Origin of the sequence: Mycobacterium uberis, assembly GCF_003408705.1 — a bacterium.
Classification (GTDB): domain Bacteria; phylum Actinomycetota; class Actinomycetes; order Mycobacteriales; family Mycobacteriaceae; genus Mycobacterium; species Mycobacterium uberis.
In genome coordinates, this window is record NZ_QAYL01000005.1 from 1 (window position 1) to 19,270 (window position 19,270).

18 protein-coding genes, 1 tRNA gene and 4 pseudogenes are annotated in these 19,270 nt (G+C 57.3%); 11 read left to right on the plus strand and 12 right to left on the minus strand.

Going from position 1 to position 19,270, the window contains the following annotated elements:
* The 3 genes and pseudogenes from MUBE_RS04115 to MUBE_RS04125 form a co-directional block, all read right to left on the minus strand.
* Positions 1 to 209 (minus strand): annotated as a pseudogene (locus tag MUBE_RS04115) (RDD family protein); the annotation flags it as partial.
* Between the two features lie 151 nt (positions 210 to 360).
* A complete protein-coding gene (locus tag MUBE_RS04120; RefSeq protein WP_116539591.1) occupies positions 361 to 1,755 on the minus strand; it encodes a cystathionine beta-synthase in 1,395 nt (464 codons plus the stop codon).
* Positions 1,756 to 1,824: 69 nt separating this feature from the next.
* Positions 1,825 to 2,895 (minus strand): alpha/beta hydrolase, encoded by a 1,071-nt coding sequence (locus MUBE_RS04125; RefSeq protein ID WP_116539592.1) that lies wholly within the window; start codon positions 2,893 to 2,895, stop codon positions 1,825 to 1,827.
* A 242-nt stretch (positions 2,896 to 3,137) separates the two neighbouring features.
* Here MUBE_RS04125 and MUBE_RS04130 point away from each other — a divergent pair.
* A pseudogene (locus MUBE_RS04130) lies at positions 3,138 to 4,074 on the plus strand (SGNH/GDSL hydrolase family protein).
* A gap of 82 nt (positions 4,075 to 4,156) precedes the next feature.
* Positions 4,157 to 5,173 (plus strand): annotated as a pseudogene (locus MUBE_RS04135) (thiolase family protein); the annotation flags it as partial.
* 73 nt (positions 5,174 to 5,246) lie between these two features.
* On the opposite strand, the gene MUBE_RS04140 reads toward MUBE_RS04135, so the two are convergent.
* Positions 5,247 to 6,095: a Bax inhibitor-1/YccA family protein gene (locus tag MUBE_RS04140; RefSeq protein ID WP_116539622.1), complete on the minus strand. Its 849-nt coding sequence runs from the start codon at positions 6,093 to 6,095 to the stop codon at positions 5,247 to 5,249.
* A 247-nt stretch (positions 6,096 to 6,342) separates the two neighbouring features.
* Here MUBE_RS04140 and MUBE_RS04145 point away from each other — a divergent pair, with 247 nt between their 5' ends.
* Complete coding sequence (locus MUBE_RS04145; protein ID WP_116539594.1) at positions 6,343 to 7,395, plus strand: enoyl-CoA hydratase/isomerase family protein; 1,053 nt, start codon at positions 6,343 to 6,345, stop codon at positions 7,393 to 7,395.
* Positions 7,392 to 8,165 carry an enoyl-CoA hydratase gene (locus MUBE_RS04150; RefSeq protein ID WP_116539595.1) on the plus strand — a complete coding sequence of 258 codons (774 nt, stop codon included), beginning with the start codon at positions 7,392 to 7,394 and terminating at the stop codon, positions 8,163 to 8,165. Before MUBE_RS04145 ends, MUBE_RS04150 begins: the two co-directional genes overlap by 4 nt.
* A gap of 61 nt (positions 8,166 to 8,226) precedes the next feature.
* Here MUBE_RS04150 and MUBE_RS17115 read toward each other — a convergent pair whose 3' ends face one another.
* On the minus strand, positions 8,227 to 8,583 hold the full coding sequence (locus MUBE_RS17115; protein WP_243632816.1) for a hypothetical protein: 357 nt from the start codon (positions 8,581 to 8,583) through the stop codon (positions 8,227 to 8,229).
* Positions 8,584 to 8,684: 101 nt separating this feature from the next.
* Here MUBE_RS17115 and MUBE_RS17120 point away from each other — a divergent pair, with 101 nt between their 5' ends.
* From MUBE_RS17120 to MUBE_RS17130, 3 genes are all read left to right on the plus strand, one after another.
* The gene (locus tag MUBE_RS17120; protein WP_243632817.1) at positions 8,685 to 8,903 is read left to right on the plus strand and encodes a hypothetical protein; all 219 of its coding nucleotides are present in this window, start codon (positions 8,685 to 8,687) and stop codon (positions 8,901 to 8,903) included.
* 214 nt (positions 8,904 to 9,117) lie between these two features.
* Positions 9,118 to 9,630 carry an alpha/beta-hydrolase family protein gene (locus MUBE_RS17125; protein ID WP_243632818.1) on the plus strand — a complete coding sequence of 171 codons (513 nt, stop codon included), beginning with the start codon at positions 9,118 to 9,120 and terminating at the stop codon, positions 9,628 to 9,630.
* A gap of 89 nt (positions 9,631 to 9,719) precedes the next feature.
* Positions 9,720 to 9,899: an alpha/beta-hydrolase family protein gene (locus MUBE_RS17130; RefSeq protein WP_243632819.1), complete on the plus strand. Its 180-nt coding sequence runs from the start codon at positions 9,720 to 9,722 to the stop codon at positions 9,897 to 9,899.
* Between the two features lie 559 nt (positions 9,900 to 10,458).
* Here MUBE_RS17130 and MUBE_RS04160 read toward each other — a convergent pair.
* The 5 genes from MUBE_RS04160 to MUBE_RS15505 all read right to left on the minus strand — a co-directional run bounded on the left by MUBE_RS04160 (position 10,459) and on the right by MUBE_RS15505 (position 14,461).
* The gene (locus MUBE_RS04160; RefSeq protein ID WP_116539596.1) at positions 10,459 to 10,752 is read right to left on the minus strand and encodes a hypothetical protein; all 294 of its coding nucleotides are present in this window, start codon (positions 10,750 to 10,752) and stop codon (positions 10,459 to 10,461) included.
* A 157-nt stretch (positions 10,753 to 10,909) separates the two neighbouring features.
* Entirely contained in the window at positions 10,910 to 11,071 is a 162-nt protein-coding gene (locus MUBE_RS15500; RefSeq protein ID WP_165849691.1) for a hypothetical protein, read from the minus strand.
* 1,081 nt (positions 11,072 to 12,152) lie between these two features.
* Entirely contained in the window at positions 12,153 to 12,488 is a 336-nt protein-coding gene (locus tag MUBE_RS04170; RefSeq protein ID WP_116539597.1) for a hypothetical protein, read from the minus strand.
* A gap of 43 nt (positions 12,489 to 12,531) precedes the next feature.
* Positions 12,532 to 12,605 (minus strand) — tRNA-Leu (locus tag MUBE_RS04175).
* Between the two features lie 1,667 nt (positions 12,606 to 14,272).
* A complete protein-coding gene (locus MUBE_RS15505) occupies positions 14,273 to 14,461 on the minus strand; it encodes a hypothetical protein (protein ID WP_165849692.1) in 189 nt (62 codons plus the stop codon).
* Positions 14,462 to 14,760: 299 nt separating this feature from the next.
* Here MUBE_RS15505 and MUBE_RS17135 point away from each other — a divergent pair, with 299 nt between their 5' ends.
* Both MUBE_RS17135 and MUBE_RS04195 read left to right on the plus strand, forming a co-directional pair.
* Positions 14,761 to 14,895 (plus strand): PPE family protein, SVP subgroup, encoded by a 135-nt coding sequence (locus tag MUBE_RS17135; protein ID WP_279386663.1) that lies wholly within the window; start codon positions 14,761 to 14,763, stop codon positions 14,893 to 14,895.
* 290 nt (positions 14,896 to 15,185) lie between these two features.
* A pseudogene (locus MUBE_RS04195) lies at positions 15,186 to 15,451 on the plus strand (WXG100 family type VII secretion target).
* A gap of 1 nt (position 15,452) precedes the next feature.
* Here the strand turns inward: MUBE_RS04195 and MUBE_RS04200 are convergent.
* On the minus strand, positions 15,453 to 15,671 hold the full coding sequence (locus tag MUBE_RS04200) for a hypothetical protein (protein ID WP_133297048.1): 219 nt from the start codon (positions 15,669 to 15,671) through the stop codon (positions 15,453 to 15,455).
* Positions 15,672 to 16,399: 728 nt separating this feature from the next.
* Here MUBE_RS04200 and MUBE_RS04205 point away from each other — a divergent pair.
* Both MUBE_RS04205 and MUBE_RS04210 read left to right on the plus strand, forming a co-directional pair.
* Positions 16,400 to 17,176 (plus strand): response regulator transcription factor, encoded by a 777-nt coding sequence (locus MUBE_RS04205; protein WP_116539602.1) that lies wholly within the window; start codon positions 16,400 to 16,402, stop codon positions 17,174 to 17,176.
* Positions 17,177 to 17,194: 18 nt separating this feature from the next.
* Positions 17,195 to 18,721, plus strand: a complete 1,527-nt coding sequence (locus MUBE_RS04210) for a sensor histidine kinase (RefSeq protein ID WP_116539603.1) — start codon at positions 17,195 to 17,197, stop codon at positions 18,719 to 18,721.
* Between the two features lie 114 nt (positions 18,722 to 18,835).
* Here MUBE_RS04210 and MUBE_RS19875 read toward each other — a convergent pair whose 3' ends face one another.
* Positions 18,836 to 19,099 (minus strand): type II toxin-antitoxin system YoeB family toxin, encoded by a 264-nt coding sequence (locus MUBE_RS19875; RefSeq protein WP_424399031.1) that lies wholly within the window; start codon positions 19,097 to 19,099, stop codon positions 18,836 to 18,838.
* Between the last annotated feature and the right edge of the window lie 171 nt (positions 19,100 to 19,270).

Below are 19,270 nucleotides of genomic sequence, written 5' to 3' on the forward strand. Positions count from 1 at the left end.
GGCGGAGGCGGGGGATACCCACCACCAGACGGCGGAGGCGGGGGATACCCACCACCAGACGGCGGAGGCGGGGGATACCCACCACCAGACGGCGGATAGGCAGCACCTAGCTCAGACGGAGCAGACGAAGGCTCGTGCCCACTGGATGACCCAGGCGGGGGCGGAGCAGGTGGCGGATTAGACCCGCTAGGCGGCGGTTGATCGGTCATGGCACCCTTCCTACTGCGGAGGAGCGGAACTAGGCCGCATTACCCTACCTGAGAATGACTTCATATAGCGAGTGAGCGAGGACTTCGGCGCACCAGGTCGTCATCAACAATTTGTTCGCAGCCGAACTAATTTGCGGCTCAATCGCCCCAGCTAACGTCGCGGCGCGCCCTCTGAGAGGAAACCCAATAAGTCGTATCGAGTAATGACCCCGACCGGTTTGCCCTTCTCCACCACCATCAACGCGTCGGAGTCGCGCAACACCTTGCCAGCCATACTGACCAACTCACCGGCGCCGATTAGCCGCAGCGGCGGGCTCATGTGCTCGGAGACCGCGTCAGCCAAGCTAGCACGACCTTCGAACACGGCCGAAAGTAGTTCCCGTTCGGAGACACTACCGACAACCTCGCCCGCCATCACTGGCGGCTCGGCGCCGACAACCGGTATCTGGGAGACTGCGTACTCCCGCAGAATGCCAATGGCGTCGCGCACTGTCTCCGATGGATGGGTGTGCACCAAGTCGGGCAGTGCGCCCGATTTCCGGCGCAACACATCACCCACCGTGGGCTGCTCGGTCGACCCGTCCAGGCGGCTACGCAGGAACCCATACGACGACATCCAGGCGTCGTTGAAAATCTTCGACATGTACCCTCGGCCGCCGTCCGGCAGCAAGACCACGATCAGTGCGTCCGGCCTAGCTTCCTCGGCCACCTGCAGGGCGGCCACAACCGCCATGCCGCACGACCCGCCGACCAGCATCGCTTCTTCACGGGCCAACCGCCTGGTCATATTGAACGAGTCGGAGTCAGACACCGCGATGACCTGATCGGGCACCGTTGGGTCATACGCCGCCGGCCAGAAGTCCTCGCCGACCCCCTCAACCAGGTATGGCCGACCGATGCCACCCGAATACACCGACCCTTCCGGGTCGGCACCGATAATACGTACCGATCCGCCGGACACCTCCTTGAGGTAGCGGCCTGCGCCAGTGATTGTCCCGCCAGTACCGATGCCGGCGACGAAATGGGTTACCTTACCGTCGGTGTCGACCCAAATCTCCGGGCCGGTAGTCTCGTAGTGGCTAACCGGTCCTGCCGGGTTAGCGTACTGGTCTGGCTTCCAGGCACCGTCAATTTCTGCGACCAACCGATCGGAAACACTGTAGTAACTGTCCGGGTCGTCGGGCGGAACGGCCGTCGGACACACAATTACCTCGGCGCCGTATGCCAGCAGCACATTCCGCTTGTCCTCGCTGACTTTGTCGGGGCAGACGAACACACACTTATACCCGCGATGCTGGGCGACCAAAGCGAGGCCAACACCGGTATTGCCCGACGTAGGTTCAATGATGGTGCCACCCGGCTTCAGTTGACCGCTGGCCTCTGCCGCATCAATCATTTTGGCCGCAATCCGGTCCTTGGAACTGCCCCCGGGGTTGAGGTATTCGACTTTTGCCGCCACGGTCCCGGCGCCAGCCGGGACGACGGAGTTCAGGCGGACCAGTGGCGTGCCGCCGATGAGGTCACTGATGTGCTGCGCAATCCGCATGCGTTCATCGTCTCAGGCGAATCTTTGCCACCCACAACCGCTCGGGTGCTGGCGCGCCACCCCGATCCACTAGCCGGTAGCCGCGCGGATGTACTCGCCAATCTGACGCAACGAACGGACCGCTTCTGGCACCAGCGGCGCGACCAACTGAAAGTCATGGACCTGACCGGGCCAAACCCGTACCTCGGCCGGCACACCAACCGCTGCCAGCCGGGTTGCGGCCAACTGCGCGTCGTGTAGTAATACCTCAGATCCAGAAACGTGGATCAATGTCCGCGGCAGGCCAGGTTTGATGTGTTCCAACGGTTCATAGATCTCTTCTGGCTTGCCGTCGACTTTGCGCTGCGCGGCCGCACTAGCAACCAACGTGACAAGTGCATCGAATGTCCGTGCCGGGAACATTGCGTCGCTTTTAATGTTAGGATGCGCCTGTTTGCATTCCTTTGCTAGCTGTAGCAGTGGCGAGATGGTCACGAGCGCTGCCGGCTCCTCGCCTTCCTCCTGCAGCCGCTGTGCGAGAGCGAGCGCGAGATATCCACCGGCAGAATCCCCAGCCAGCACAATCTGGCTGGGATGATGTCGGCGCAACCGCAACCACCGGTAAGCGTCGTAGCAATCCTCGAGGGCCATCCCGATCGAGTGCTTAGGCAGCAACCGATAGTTGACCACAAGAACCGCCGAGTCAGCAAAGTTTGACAACATCTCGACGAGCTTGCTGTGCGAGTGTGCTCCACAGGTCAAGAACGCACCACCGTGCAAGTAGACAATGACACGCCGACTGCTATCCACAGGTAGCACTCCAGGCGCGCGCACTAGCTGTGCTGACGCATTGGGCAAGCTCACCGTGGTGCGAATGGTCGCGGACCGAGGGAGTAGAATGCGGGACGCCACGTCGATGAGGCCCCACGGCCACGGCGCACTAGGAACGTAGCTGCCGACCGCCAAAACTGGCCGGATCGTCAGTCGCAACGCCAGCGCAACAACTCGCCCAGCAACGCTGGGCCCGGACTCGAGAACCTCAACAGGGGCACCGTCGAGGTTCTCGAATCCGCACGCTTCAATTCTACGTGCCTTGAAAAATACCTCGTGTGAGCAGATGACATCGCGGAGGGAGCCGGGTACCTTGCTGGGTGCGGTCATGTCGACACTTCCTACGCCTTAATCTAGTTTAGATGACGAGGCGACTAAGCGTCTGGTTCAAACCGCTCCCCGGGGCGTTCAGCCAAGCCTCTCGAAAACTTAGCTTGCCAGCCGTTTCTGAGTAAAACGTTTGAAGAGTATGACTCGATACCACAATTGATCCACACCGTAATCGCGTTATCTCTCAGCTACTCACGCAAATGTCATCATGGCCGCTTTAAACTAGTGGCGTGATCGTAAGGGTGCCGCGGTGGTCAATGATCGCTCTAGCCACAGCGGGTGCACTCGCCTCGACAGGCACGGCTTATCTGGGTGCACGCAATCTGCTGGTTGGCCAGGCGACATACGCACGCACCGTCATTCCTAAATCCTGGGATATCCCGCCACGCGCCGACGGCGTGTACGCTCCCGGTGGCGAGCCTGTGCAGCGGTGGCGGCGCGGCGTTCCCGTCAACCTACACCTGATGATTTTTGGCGACTCTACGGCGACCGGGTACGGTTGCGATAGTGCCGAGGAAGTACCGGGCGTGCTCATCGCGCGCGGATTGGCAGAGCAGACCGGTAAGCACATCCGGCTAAGCACCAAAGCCATTGTCGGCGCCACTTCAAAAGGTGTGTGCAGCCAAGTCGATGCGATGTTTGTGGCTGGACCGCCGCCGGATGCGGCGGTGATGATGATCGGGGCCAACGACGTCACTTCGCTCAATGGCATCAGCCAGTCAGCGCGACGACTGGGCGTGGCGGTGCACAGATTGCATGCCCGGGGCGCGGTGGTGGTCGTCGGGACCTGCCCGGATCTGGGGGTCATCTCGGCCATCCCGCAGCCACTGCGCTGGCTAGCAAGCACCCGTGGGCTACGGCTGGCCCGAGCCCAGACCACAGCCGTCCGAGCGGCCGGCGGTGTGCCAGTACCACTGGCACATCTGCTGGCGCCCCAATTCCGGGCCATGCCCGAAAAGATGTTTTCCGCCGACGGTTACCACCCCTCAGCCACGGCATATGCGTTAGCGGCTGACCAGCTGCTGCGGGTGCTGTGCGAGGCGTTACACGAAAAGACCTATCCCCGGTAAGCACACGCAGCCCAGTGGCATGTCAAGGCTGTGGCGGTGCCCGGCCTGCCAGGGTTCGCCCGCAATCTTGCGGCCCGGGCCAGTTCAAACCATTGAGAGCAACAACTAAATTTAGAGCTACGTCATACGGCTTGTCTCGCCGGTGACTTACCACCTGTCGGTGTGCCTGCACCCCAATGGAGGAAATCGCCATGCCGGCAACCGTCATCGTTGCCACCGCACACTCCCCGATCAGCTGTACCATGAAGAGACCGCTCGCCCGTATGCGACCCAATGGCCTGGCCGTTCAGATTGTGCACGCCACCCTCGGCAAGATGCCAGCGCTAAACCCGCACCAAATCGACGACCTCATCTTGGGATGTGGCCTGCCAGGCAGTGAGTCCGAATTCAACAATCTACTATTTAGCCGAGGCCCAGCAACGCTCGGCCGCGGCAGCCGCAAACACCGACGAATGGCACGATTCCCACGCCGATGACAAGCTACTCGACGTCCACATCGCAACGGGCCAGACCTCTGAAAACGTCGCCATGCTCCCCGGCATCAGCCGCGAGGACCAAGGCCGCTGGGGGTGCGCAGCTAAAACCGAGCTTAAGAGGCAATCAAGAGTGGGTTCTTTGAGCGCGAAATATTACCCGATCGCCCTCCCTGACAGCAGCACGGCGAGCACCGATGACGGGCCATAATCGGATACCACTGACGAGAAGGTCGCCGAGCGCAAATCCGCGTTCCGGCCTAGCGGCACCGTGACCGCAGGAAATACCCACGCACTCAACGACAGTGCCGCTGCGTTAGTGATTACCAGCAACACGAAGGCCGAGGAACTGGGCCTGACTACCGCTGGCGCGCATCGTGTCCATCAGAGCCAACAGACTCTTACCGGAGACATAGGCCTGAACCCATTCGAGGCGTTTAAGCAGGCTCTGCAACGAGCTGGCATATCGATGAGCGACATGAATTTGGCCGAGATCAACAAAGGCCTGTGCGGTATAGGTCCCAAGTTCAGCCCGCAAGCAGGGAATCGACAAAGACAAGCTGAACGTCTCGAGCGGAGCGATCACGCTAACCCACCCGTTTGTCATGACTAACAGATGTTAGGTTATCACGCTGCTGAACAACCTCACCACCTACGACAAGACGCTGGATCTGTAAACCCCATGTGCTTTTAGCGGCAGGCAAGGCATGGCGATTGGTGATCGAGCGGCTCAGTCAAGGCCTCCTACAGCATGATGCGACAAGAGCCAGCACACCTGACAGTGTGCTGGCTCTTGTCGCATAGGGAGCTAATCGTTCTGAAGATAACTGAGCAGACGCAGGATCTCGACATACAGCCAGACCAGCGTCACAGCCAATCCCAGAGCAATACCCCACGCCGCCTTCTCCGGCGCTCCTGCTCGAATCATCTGATCGGCCGCATCGAAGTCGATCAGGAAGCTGAATGCCGCGATGCCGATACAAACCAATGAAAAGATGAACGCCACAGGCCCACCGCTACGCAAACCGAGACCTGCTCCACCACCCACACCAAACATCGCCAGCACGAAATTGCCGAGTATTAAGGCCAACACACCAAACATCCCTGCGACCAACATTCGGGTGAACTTCGGGGTGACTCGGATGGCCCCGGTTTTATAGACGACGAGCATGCCGAAAAACACCCCAAAGGTGCCCAGAACAGCCTCTCCGATCAATGCGCCAGCGCTGGCGGACGATACTTGGAAGTTGGCAAAAAGGAACGACACAGCGCCAAGGAACAATCCCTCCAGTACAGCATAACTAAGCACGATTGCCGGGCTGTCTTGCTTACGCCCAAAAGTGGCAACCAGCACCAGCGCCAAGCCGCCAAAAGCGCCAACCAAGGTAAGCGGCGTGGCTAATGCAAGATTCAACGCCACCAGCAAGAAGGAAACGACGGCCGAGGCTATCAACACCGTCAGCGTCATGCCGGTTTTGGTAACGACGTCATCGATGGTTAGCGGCCGGGCAAGCTTGGCCTCCTGGTAGGGAACCGCGGGATAAGGATCGGCTTGATAGTACCCCTGCCGCATCGGGGCCGCGCCAGTGCCGAACTGCGCGTATCCGCCCCTCTGCTTAGGGAGCGAACGAAATACCGGGTTGCTTGTCTCGCGCACCGTCGGATCCTCTCTTGTGGCTGTGGCTTCGAGCCATACGAACACTTGCTTTAACGATCAACCGCACGCCCGAGTTCCCCATCGAGCTGCAGTTTTCTTCGATATTGCCGGGCTCGTATGTTTGTTGTCGGGATAAACATAAACCTTACCCACGAATGCCATCGAACTAGTAACGATCTAGATTGCTGATCAATGCGCTGGGCGGAATTTTTCGGGCCAGATTCTCCAACGAGTGGGAGGCTAGAGCATGGCTGGCGAATCAGATGAGGTCCTGGCCCGCGTTGAGGCTGGTGTTGGCATTATCACGCTTAACCGTCTCAAGGCGATCAACTCGCTGAACCAGCAGATGGTGGACGCACTGATCACCACACTCACCCGTTGGCAAGACGACGACACGGTGCGCACAGTGATGCTATTTGGAGCCGGGGAACGTGGACTGTGCGCCGGTGGCGATATCGTTGCAATCTATCACAGCGCCCGTAAGGACGGAGTCGAAGCACGACGGTTCTGGCGCAGCGAGTATCTGCTCAATGGCCAAATCGCCCGGTTCGCCAAGCCGTACGTGTCGTTGATGGACGGCATCGTGATGGGCGGTGGTGTCGGCATCAGCGCACACGCAAACACTCGGGTGGTGACTGATACCACGCAAGTGGCAATGCCCGAGGTTGGTATCGGGTTCGTCCCAGACGTCGGCGGGACATACCTGTTGTCTCGCGCGCCCGGCGCACTGGGTCTACATGCCGCACTCACTGGAGCACCGTTTTCCGGGGCCGACGCCATCGCACTAGGCTTTGCCGACCACTACGTACCGCACAGCGACCTCAACGCGTTCACACGAGCGGTCGTGGCCGACGGCATCAACAGCGCGCTAGCTGGCTTCGCTATCGAGCCTCCACCAAGTGACCTTGCTGCACAACGCGATTGGATCGACGAATGCTACGTGGGCGACACGGTCGAAGACATCGTCGCTGCGTTGCGTAGCCATGATGCGGAACCTGCTGAAGACGCCGCCACCCTAATCACCAGCCGCTCACCCGTCGCGTTGTCGGTAACACTGCAAGCGGTACGTCGCGCCGCCAAATTGGAAACGCTAGAAGACGTTCTGACCCAAGATTATCGGGTGTCATCGGCGTCACTACGGTCACACGATTTGGTGGAGGGCATCCGCGCGCAGCTGATCGACAAAGATCACAATCCGAAGTGGTCACCAACGACGCTGGCTGAAGTCACGACAGCCGACATCGATGCGTATTTCCAACCGATCGACGACGACTTAAATTTCAAGGAGGATCACACATGACTTACGACACCATCCTCGTTGAGCGCGATCAGCGAGTTGGCGCCATCACACTGAACCGGCCACAAGCATTGAACGCGCTCAATAGCCAGATGATGAACGAAGTGACTAGTGCAGCAACAGAATTAGACAACGATCCGAGCGTAGGGGCGATCCTCATTACTGGTTCCCTCAAGGTGTTCGCTGCCGGCGCCGACATCAAAGAGATAACCAGTCTGACGTTCGCGGACGCATTCGACGCTGATTTCTTCGCCAACTGGGGCAAATTAGCAGCCGTGCGCACCCCGACTATCGCCGCGGTAGCCGGATACGCACTCGGCGGTGGCTGCGAGCTGGCGATGATGTGCGATCTGTTGATCGCCGCCGACACAGCAAAATTCGGTCAGCCAGAAATCAAACTCGGCGTGCTGCCCGGTATGGGCGGCTCACAGCGCCTGACCCGAGCAATTGGCAAGGCCAAAGCAATGGACCTGATCCTCACCGGTCGCACCATCGATGCGACCGAAGCTGAACGCAGCGGCCTGGTCTCACGGGTGGTGCCGGCCTACGATTTGCTGACCGAGGCCAAGGCCGTCGCCACCACCATTTCACAGATGTCGCGGTCAGCGGCACGGATGGCCAAGGAAGCAGTCAATCGGTCCTTCGAGTCCACGCTGACTGAAGGACTACGCTACGAACGCCGGCTTTTCCATTCAACCTTCGCGACTTACGACCAGTCCGAAGGAATGGCGGCATTCATCGAGAAACGCGCTCCCCAGTTCACCCACCGATGAACGAAACATGTTCTGGGACGACGGCCGCTGACGACGAATCGGTTAACAGTGAATCAACGAATCAACTGTCGATACTGAGGAATCCGCCGACACTCACGCGCTCGCTAAACCCAGCGAAACCAAAACGCCAGTTTCGCAACCAACCCGCAGCGCCTGGTAGACTCGCTACTACAACTTTCACCGAAGCCGTGGTTGGTCTGATTTTCATCTGGTTTTCGATGACGACGTCGCTACTGCCGCAAGGTCCGCTGTTCACGGGCTGGTCAGCTGTTGCTCCAGCACGATCGATTATGCCCTTGGTGTCTTTGGCGTGTGACTGATCCGCGACATACGCACTCAGGATTCCAGTCCGTCCGGCGCAGTACCGGGCCCCTAGCTGGCGCTCATCGGCATCGGCCCAGTCGGGGCTGGTCGTCATGGCGATCTAGTTCCAAGATCTGGCAAGATCAGATCCGCGACCTGATGAGCGTTGAACACGTGAAATAATACTACAATCCGCTGGCTGCAGAATTGTTGCTAGTGGTGCTGTTTACTCTGGTTGAAATCGACCAGATGATCCGCAGACTCGTCAATTTCCTTGTGTTGCCGGTCGATCGGATTGTACCGTTCCGCGTGTCAGCGACCATCGTGGTGATCCCTGTTCGTGGTGCTGACTACCACGTTGCTAAACGGCGTCGTCATCAAAGTCATAATGCGCACCTTGAAGAACATCTTCACCCCGGTCAACAACTGAGGTGAATCCCAATACCGCACCACCGAAATCCCGGCTTCGATTCGGCAGCCCAGAATCGCTGGTGTCCTGAGAGTCGCTGAGTCATCAAGACCGAATTTTCGTGGAGGCCAGCCTAACCTTCGATCAACTCGCGGCGTTCAACGCTGCCTCAGCCATCGAGCCCACCCTGGCTACGCGGGACTGGACTCCGCGAATGGCATCTCGGCTACCATAGACTTGGTGGCGCGCGAACTGCAGCGGACCGGCGGATTGCAGCGTCCTGGCGTCGCGACCACAACGACCACCAGAACCAGGTGGATCAACGGAGGCGGAAGCCGACACGTTGGAGTGCATGCACAACAGCAACACCGCGATCGTGAATATGCAAATATACGTTCATGCCCAGCTGGCTGTCCTTCGTGGGTGGACAAGGACAATGCCCGGCGCGCCGGCCAAGCACTCTTTGAAGCCGTTGACAAACTGGTCCGGCGCATGCCGTACGCGCAGCAACCTACGCTCGTCGTGTTCGACGAAACTCTGGGATCGCCCGGTGGCGAGGCGCCGTTCATGAACCTTAACAACGTTGTCACCAGCATCGACGGCGCATTCGTTGTTCAGCGGACAGACGTTCAACAACACCATCTGGACCCAACTGGCCGCGACCCGCGATCGTGGTTCAACGCTCGAACGCGCCGCGAGACAGACCGAAGGTCGGTGTACCTGCAGCACGCCTCCAACCCGATCGCGCGGTAAACTCTGAAGCTTGGCTTTAATCTCTAGACCGAAACTGGCGGCAAGAAAAGCGGAGCTACGATGTACTTCCCCAGAAGCAATGTATTCCGATGGTCACTACTTCCCGGCCGGTCTCTTCCGACATGACGGTCGCCGTCGATGTGCCAGACGGACATGGCCACCACTATGTCGCCGACGCTGCCAACAGTTGGGTCGCGGTGTTGTCATCTCTCTCTCGGCTGAACATCGCAGAAAAGAGACAGGCCGCAGTCGCTGCTGCACGACAATGACTAGCCGGCAAATTAACGGTCTAGGCTGCACTGGTGACCTTGATGTCTGCGGATAGGGCGGGAGCGCGACGAGCTGCGCTCAGCCCATGACAGCCGACAACCGGGAGAGACACTCCTATCACTTGGGTAAACAAGCTGAGTATTAGAAATCGGTACTTAACGATTTTTCCCAGCACGTAATGAACGGATTGACACAAAGTTGAGGTGTGCCATGTAGTTTCGCGCTTCGATGTTGTACACGAACCACAGCTCTACGCTAAACATTCGATTCATATCGTTGACAGCGGCGAACTAGAAGTTCCCGTGGGTCACTTCCGCCAAAAGGCGGAGAACGCAGCAGCCAACAGCAATACCAACGCACCTAATAAGCACCCACCTTGAGGACTCGCGAGACTATACAGTGCAGGCCCTTCAAAACCGTGACAACCGTCACTGAAAAGACTATCAGCGTCTTAGCGCTAGTTATTGCCGTAGGCAGATACGCGTGTTCAATCTATCCCGCCGCTCATACTTCCGATCAAATTCCTTTGCGATTAACGCAACCCATTCGCTGCATTACTCATCCATCGCTGTTGTCACCGTCAATCACCTTCCGCACAATATCGATAGCTGCACCCCCCAATGAAGAAGCCTCACGGCCCTGGGTACTCGTACTCAGTTCGGTTTCCCGCTGTATCGGCAGTGGTGGTGGTTTAGGTTTCTGAGCCAGTGTCTTGCTGGGCAGCGGAATGCGCTCCGGTTCGCCATTGTTACTCTTCTCAATCAACCTGCTAGTTGACGCTAATCGTTTGTCACTGTGCACACCGCAGCCATGCAGCAGTATTGCGGTGATTGTCAACATCGTGCTGTACATGGATATATCGCCCTATGAATCTCGGCAGGGGCACCGCAACACATTCGGTGGGAAAGCACTATATGCCCGCTATCGCGGCTCCGCATGCCAGTAGCGTGTTCACAACATCTGACCCGGTGGCCGAGACAACCGACATCACGATAACCTCACCGGCAAGTCAGCGCTGTACAGGTACTTTTTCGTCCGGGATTTCGATTTCGCACGACGGCAACTCTGCCAGCAAAACGATACCGATGACGTCGCGGGTCAGCGTACACAGCCCCGTGACGTTGTCATCGCCGACTAGGCAAGCACGCTCACCGTCTACACTGAGCGTCAACCCGGTGAAAAGGTCACCGATCTAGCCAAACCTGCAAGTGCCGATGAACGTGTTGCTTCTGACATCGACGAAGGCGACCACTGCACCGAATTGAGGGCTGCACCTGGGGGACATAGACGTATAGAACAGTTGTGGCTGACCGCGACGTTACGGATGGGCAATTCAATCTCAATAGCGTCGATGACTCCCCAGTCCGGTTGTCCAGTCTTCCAGCCGTTCCCCTGACGCTGGCACAGAGGTCGACCCGCGTCGTGAACCAACACGACCGACACCGCAACTGTGAAGAGATGTTACCGACAAGCACCCAACATAGACGATCCACAGCACAAAGACAGTTAACACACCCACAACAAGCCAGTGTATGGGCATTGATCCTGTCCTCGACGGCAAAGTCCAGTGCAACCGCGTTCGCGACCCAATCGGCTCTACTATCCGTTTCCGGGCAAGCGCTTCCACTAAATATATACAATCGATTATCAGTGACCAAGGGCTCGGAACACTCCAACATACAACCAATGAACTAGTGCAGTCGAAGTGACACAGACTCTCGACGGTATCCAGATCCGGCAAGCTGATCCCGCGGGCTACGACAGCGTCGTGAAGATGCACTATCCATGTTGGCAACAGTCCTACGCCGGAATCCTGGCACCCTCTATGCTTGGACATGTTCAGTGGGCAAAACTGGAGCAACAACAAATATACCCACCGGCTAAACTAACCTGGGCGGTCGATGTGGCTTGCCAAAGCCAACGGCCGACTCATCGGCATAAACCTACTTCGGGCCAGGGCCCGGGAACCCTGATCATCTCGAAGTCGACGCGCTCTGTATCGCGGTGGAAAACCAACCTTGAGGTGCCGACAGCCTCCCGGTTGATAACGCTCTCCGCTCACAGCCCGTAGATGATGTCGTCTTATAGTGCGCCGAGAAAAATTATCGGGCGCACCGCTTCATATGAGAGCAAAGACTTCAGCCTCGATAGCCGGGCCTTCACCTGAACACTGATGCTTGGCGTCGTCGAGACACCCCAGGTGGGTTACACGCTGCACAGATCAGCACGACATGCTGAAGTCCCCACTACCCTCACGTAGCTGCTGCGTTCGCCAGCAACCCAACCCTTAACGTCCAAGTGTCCCAGCCAGGCGACATCTCGGATATGACGCCGGCAGACAACCCTGGAGCCACTACCGAAATGACGGGAAGAACAACGCCATGTTGCTGACCTGCTTCCAACGGCACCCAGCTGGCTTGACAGAATGCCACATCTGTTGCTGCATAGCCGGTCGCCGCGGCACTGCCACACTGATCGTTGGATCGTTGACACCGATGCCCGGAAATGCGCCCGCGGTCATCACCTTCGCTGACACGGCCGGAATCGACGCTGTGCCGCGCCAACAGCACCGCAAACCGAATCCCCAACAGCTAGATGTATCGAGACAATCTTCAGCATGCCTGCTACCAGTGCCCCCAGTCGGACTCGAACCGACACTTGACGGATTTTAAGTCCGCTGCCTCTGCCAATTGGGCTATGGGGGCCCGACAGCGAATCTAGCGTGCGGAAGCCGATTCTGGGACATCGCATCCCAACGCCACACCGCTTGATTACCCGACGTGCGCTGAAGCCTCGCTTAGCGTAAAACCCGCTCACAACGTGCATTAATGGGCACCTCCGATGGGAATAAGATGACACCACCATGTCACCCGACTGGAGCTTGCTGAAACTGCCTGCATTGGCGTTAAGAAACCGTACACTCCTATGCCCCTGGCTCTTTCGATCAGAACGGTGGAGACGGGGATCACTGGCCTTACGACAACACACAGAGTTGGCCCGGAGTTTTGGGCCGGAATCTTCACACTTTACTTTAGGAGCGATTGATGTCATTATCTAAAAAGATATTCGAAAAGTTAGCCGCCACAGCGACGCAGCTAGTAACGATCAGTAGTTTGCTGACAGCGGAAAACGCGGCCGTTGTTGCCCACTCCCGTAATCGCTAATGAGGTATCGACCCTGCAGACGGTGATCTTTGTCATCTAGAGCACTCTTTATCAGCAAATCGCCACCGAAGTCCAAGCTACTAAAGAGCAATTTGTAAACACTTTGGGGCTCAGTGCCAGTCCATATGGAAACCACCTAAGCCGCTAACATGTCCGCGGCCAGTATCCGGTCCGGCGGAGCCATCGATACCCTTGACATCACTCAATATAAAAAGGTGAGCACAATGCTCAGTGGCCCCGTCAGCAGCACCGACGGAAACGCGTTGAGCTTATCCGGTACCTTGGCGAATTTTCTTAGCTATGAGGATGGGAACTGGGCCTCTGCTATGTAGTGCCTGATCGGGATGGCGAGTGGCAGTCTACTTTCGGCTGACGCTGATGGCGCCGCCAGTGCAGCTAACCGCACCACGACGACGGGGCCAGCCGGCCCTGGGGCAGCTAGTGCGAACATGTACAGGCTACCGTTGGCCGCGAGATTGGGCCCAGGCGGCCATGGCCGGAAACAAGTTATCGATGCCGCCGAGTTGGGTCGGTATAGTTCCGGTCACGAGCACCACGGCGGTCAAGACCGTAAGTTTAGAGTACCGCCGCACCGCAAGCCGCGTCGGACACCTTGGCGCCAGACAGGTTTGGGTTGACCTCCACCGTCCGAAATTCCGCCGGCTTCGGTGTGCTGCACTACGGCGTCACACCGGTCGTCATACCGAAGCCGATGAACGTAGTAAGCGTAAACACAGCCCAACGTACTTAAATTAAAGAAGCGAAATTCAGTCACTAGCAACAAGGTATCGAAATGGCATTAGATTTTGCGGCTATACCTTCGGTATACCAACTTCGCACGCATATACACTGGCGCAAGAGCCGACCTGATAATAACCGCCGCGACCACCTGAAACAACCTAGCCACAGAATTAAGTACTACAGCTTCCTCGTAGGAGTCAGTTGTTAACAGGCTGACCGGCGAGCAATGTACCGGTGCGGGATCGGCAGCAGTTGCGACCGCAGCCCAACCACTCTATTGAGCTGGCTGCGCACCACGACGGCGGCCACCCAGCAAGCTGCCCTCCTATGCGGCGGTGTCGCCGGAAGTGTTCACCGCCATTTAGGTCGATTTAGTAGCGACGAACATCCTGGGTACCAGCACACCAAACAATTATGGACCACCGAGGCGCACTACGCCGAGATCTTGAGCCAAGATACCGCCATTATTATACACTTACGCCGTCTTCTCGGCGACGACCGGGATGCTTCGGCTGCTGACGCCGGTAACGCAGACCACTAATCCGGGTGAGACAGCCCTGCAAGCTGCCGCCGCTAGCCAGGCTACGGCGTCCTCCCCAATCCGGAGATTGAATTCCGCTCTCGAACCTGCAGAACACGGTGTCGTTGCTTGTCAACCCGACCGCTCTTAGTTCGAATTTGGGGGGGCCTTTTGCCCCCGAAGTTCAGACCTTCCGGGAATGCGGTCGACGGCATTTTGGGCACTCTATTGATATTTATATAGCGTTCAACAGGTCGGTGCCATTGCGGCTTGGTTTGTTAGTACCACCTATTCTGACCGCAGTGTCGTTGGCACACACTTGACACTGTAACACCAGCAGTTACCACCAGTGACGTTGCTGGCGCTGCTGGTGCGGGCCATCGCGGGGAAGCGGACCTGGCGCACACGGTAGCGCAAACAGGCTTAAGAAGGGCGTTGGCGGCTGATCTGGGCGAGGCGTCCGTAGTCGGCGATCTATCCGTGCCTGCCAGCTGGTCTGCGGCCACCCCGGTGACCTTGACTTCCTCTACCGCCCCACCAGTAAGGCAGTGGCTAAACCGTACCGAATGAAGCCGGGCCGTTCATTCGGATACCGAGGACGCCCAGGATAACGGCGACCACTAAGGGTGCCGGCGTGTTTGCCGGCCTGCGACACGCAATTCAATCCCATCGCCATACCCAAACAAGCCATGGTCTGATGTGAAAAAGGAAGAGATACGTCACGCATTTGAGGTCATGGGTTAACCACTAGGCCATAATCTATCCATTATGTGGCTCTCATGATACCCCATTAAATACAAAGAAATTCGACAAACTAAATACTTTTAGATTAGGCGACACTTAACGTTATACCATGCCTTATGAACGATCCACACGCAATGCAGGACATGATGAGCCGTTTGAGATTCACGCCCAAACGGGCGAGGATGAGGCCCACAAGATGTGGGTGTTGTCGCCGAATATTGCAGGTACGGGCTAGAGTGAGACCGCACAGACGACATTCTAAAACACCATAAGACAAATGAATCAAGCGTTTCGCAACATCGTGAACATGCTGCACGGGGTGCGTTACATCAACAACTACGAGCAGCAAGAGCAAACCTCGCAGCAGATCTTGGGCAGCTAGCTCACATATCAGGAGAGCTATCACGATGGCCGACTGCCAGTTCGGCGACGTCGATGCCCATGGGGCTAGCATCCGTAATATGCTTGATCCTGCCTATTTTTGGGGCGGCTCCAGTGATGTAAGAGCAGGCCAACTCCCATAGCCAAAAAGTACAGACCACCGGCAACAACACGGCCCGCCCCGCCAACACCGTCGAAGCCAACTGAGCCTGACACCACATAACAGAGAAACCCGCACACGAAGCGTGTGTGCGTAACCTTACCTTTTTGTTTACTGGACACAGCTTTATTCAACCGGAGAACGTCAAATCAGCTAGGCGCAGAACTAGACTTGCTGCACTACCTTTCATACTCACGCTCACAGCAACAGCTTGAAAACTCCCGCACCACATAGTAACCGGACGGGGTTGTTCCGAACTGCGTTGACCCACATGGTGTCAGCCGGGTCCACTAATGTAACAAGAAGCGCTCCGGCCCAACTCGACGGCACCGCCAAGTACCGAGTAACGTGGCTTAGCCGACCGACAAAGCATTGTTACCGGCCCGCTGGACCACCCCCACTCTGGGTGGCAACCCTCGGTGACCACACCCACGAAGACAGGTCGTCTGATCAGTAGATGGCGTTGGTGCACCATGCTTGCCATAAAAGATATTGAACTCTCCTGGCATCCACAACTTATCGTAACGTCACGCTGGCCATGACCAAGACATCGTCGTCCTGTGTCAACGGCAAGCATGTAGTTCATCGAGGGCTCACACGCCGAACGACAACGTCATTTCGCCGACGAAAACTATTCGTAAACCGACGATTTGATAACTACACTTCGAAAACCGCGAAACCCCACCAGAACAACAGCTATACATGACAGTGTGTTGAGCTCTAACGTTTATATTGGAGAATTCCATGAAATAGATGACAATCGGATATGCACTTAAGACGTGAGGGAAAATGACCGCAATGTCGGGATGCGCGGATAGTCAAGGACCGCGCCAGGCTATTCTTGGACAATTGCCCCGAATCTATCGGGCCGACGGAACACCAATCCGAGTTTTGCTGGTCGACGACGAGTCGGCGCTGACCAACCTGGTGACGATGGCCTTGCACTATGAAGGCTGGGTGGTCGAAATCGCCCACAACGGACGCGAGGGCTTAGCCAAGTTCGACAAGGTCATCCCCGACGTGCTGGTCCTCGACATCATGCTCCCCGACATGGACGGACTACAGATTCTGGAGCGAGTCCGAGAGTCGGGCCTGGACACCCCGATACTGTTCCTGACAGCACGCGACTCGGTCATGGACAAGGTCACCGGCCTAACCTCAGGCGCCGACGACTACATGACTAAGCCGTTCAGCCTCGAGGAGCTGGTCGCGCGACTTCGTGGGTTGTTACGACGCTCTGCCGCTCAGCTTACCCCACCAGCAGCCGAGGCTCTCAAAGTTGGCGATTTGCGAGTCAACACCGCCAGCCGCGAAGTCACCCGCGCTGGCACACCGATATCACTGTCCTCAACCGAGTTCGAACTGCTTCGCTTCCTGATGCGCAATCCCCGCCGGGCACTGAGTCGCGCCGAGATCCTCGATCAGGTCTGGAACTACGACTTCGCCGGCCGCACCAGCATCGTCGATCTATACATCTCTTATTTGAGGAAAAAAATCGACTTCGGCAGAAAGCCGATGATCCATACCGTCCGCGGTGTTGGATATATGCTGCGGCCATCAGAATAACTCTCGAACGGCCTCCATATGATAACGGACCAGAATATCCCATCCAGAAAAGTTCCATGGTGGCTCCCCCGTTCCTTGCGCCACCAGTTGCTGTTGGGTGTATTGGCCGTCGTCACCGTAGTGCTGGTAGCCGCCAGCTTCTTCTCCATGCTGAGTCTACGCGGATATGTCACCACGATGAATGACGCAGCGGTTGCCGAATCTCTGAATGCATTCGGCAACGCATACGCGAGATACCGCAACGGCGAACATACTTCGATGCACGCCAGCACTCCGTCGGTGGAAGAGGCACTGTTAGAGTTCACCGAACAGACGCCGGGAAGTCTGATCGCCATAATACACAACGGTGTCGTGGTCGGCTCGGCAGTCTTCTCCAAAGACCAGCCGCGACCTGCTCCGCCGGACGTAGTCCGTGCTATCGAAGCGCAGACATGGGCCGACGGTTCAGCCCACACCGAAAACCTCGGCAGCCTGGGATCCTACCGGGTCGACTGCCGCGTGGAAGGATCCGACATCCTCGTTGTCGGCGTGTCGCTTACCCTTGCCAACCAAATCATTGCGCGCAAAAACATCACCACCATCGTTCTTGTGGCTAGCGCGCTACTGCTCACGGCGGCACTCACAGTTTGGGTGGTCGGGTATACCCTCCGCCCGCTGCATCGGGTTGCCGCGACCGCCGCGGAGGCGGCTACATTACCACTTACAGGCGATGACGACCGAATCTACGCAAGAATTCAGCCGCAGGATATCGACCCAGACAATGAAGTCGGTATCATCGGACAAACGCTCAATCGGTTGCTGGACAACATAGATAGCGCGTTGTCGCAACGCGCTGAGTCCAACTTACGAATGCGCCAATTCATCACCGAAGCCAGCCACGAGCTGCGAACGCCATTGGCTGCAATTCACGGTTATGCCGAACTCACCCGCCAAGATAGTGTGGCGCTGCCGCCAACCACCGAGTACGCCTTAGCTCGTATTGAATCAGAAGCACGACGCATGACGTCGCTCGTCGACCAGCTGCTGCTGCTCTCCTGGTTAGACGAAAGCGAAGACCTACAAACCGACGACGTCGACTTGGCTAAACTGGTGGTTACCGCGGTGAACGACGTGGCGGTCACGGCAACGACGCACCGTTGGATTAATGACCTACCTGACGAGCCAGTATGGGTCCGCGGGGATCACGCCCGACTCCACCAACTGGTTAGCAATCTGCTCAGCAACGCACGGGTACATACACCGCCGGGCGTAACAGTGACAACGGGTATTACCTGCCACCGCTGTGACCCCGGTGGGCTATACGCCGAACTGACGGTCGGTAACGACGGGCCCGACATTGACGCCAATGTCCTGCCCCGGTTATTCGAGCGGTTCGTCCGCGCGGACAAGTCCCGGGCCAGTGGGTTAGGCAATGGATTGGGTCTTGCTATCGTCAGCTCGATCGTCCAAGCGCATAATGGCTCGGTTGTCGCCGAATCCGCTAACGGCCGCACTGTTTTTCGGGTGCGGCTTCCGATGATCGAACATCCGAGTGCAGGTGTCTAAACTAAGCCTCTATGTCCTGCACGCCCGCTAGGGAGTCTTCGAAGAACTACAGGGTACCCAATCCTCATCTATGAAAGATGTTTACTATTGAGCACGGTGCCACATGGCAGTACTTTAGTTAGATCTAATAGAATTGATGTTGTTCGATCCGAACGCTGTCATCAACAATCTTATAAACCAGGCGGAGTTCAGCAGTGCGTCGACGTGGCTAGTAACTGCGCAATCCATGTTTGAGTGAGTCAGATTTTCCCGAATTCTCCCACTCTCGTTACGCCGAATATCGGCGATAATTTGGTTTATACGGCGAAGGATTTTGCGGTCTTGCAACTGCCAGTACAGGTAGTCCTCCCAAACCGATTCCTCCCAGACCAGTTGCATTCAACGAGATCCCGAGGGACCTTGCCACCGGCTTCGAGCCGTTCGATCGCGGTAAGCAGGCTACGTGCATTCGTCGGGTTTTATAGCAAGTGCACAGTCTCTTTCAGAGATTCGTAGTCATCTCGAGCAACCAAAAATCGAATACCAAGTCCGCGTTCGTAACAACCTTCC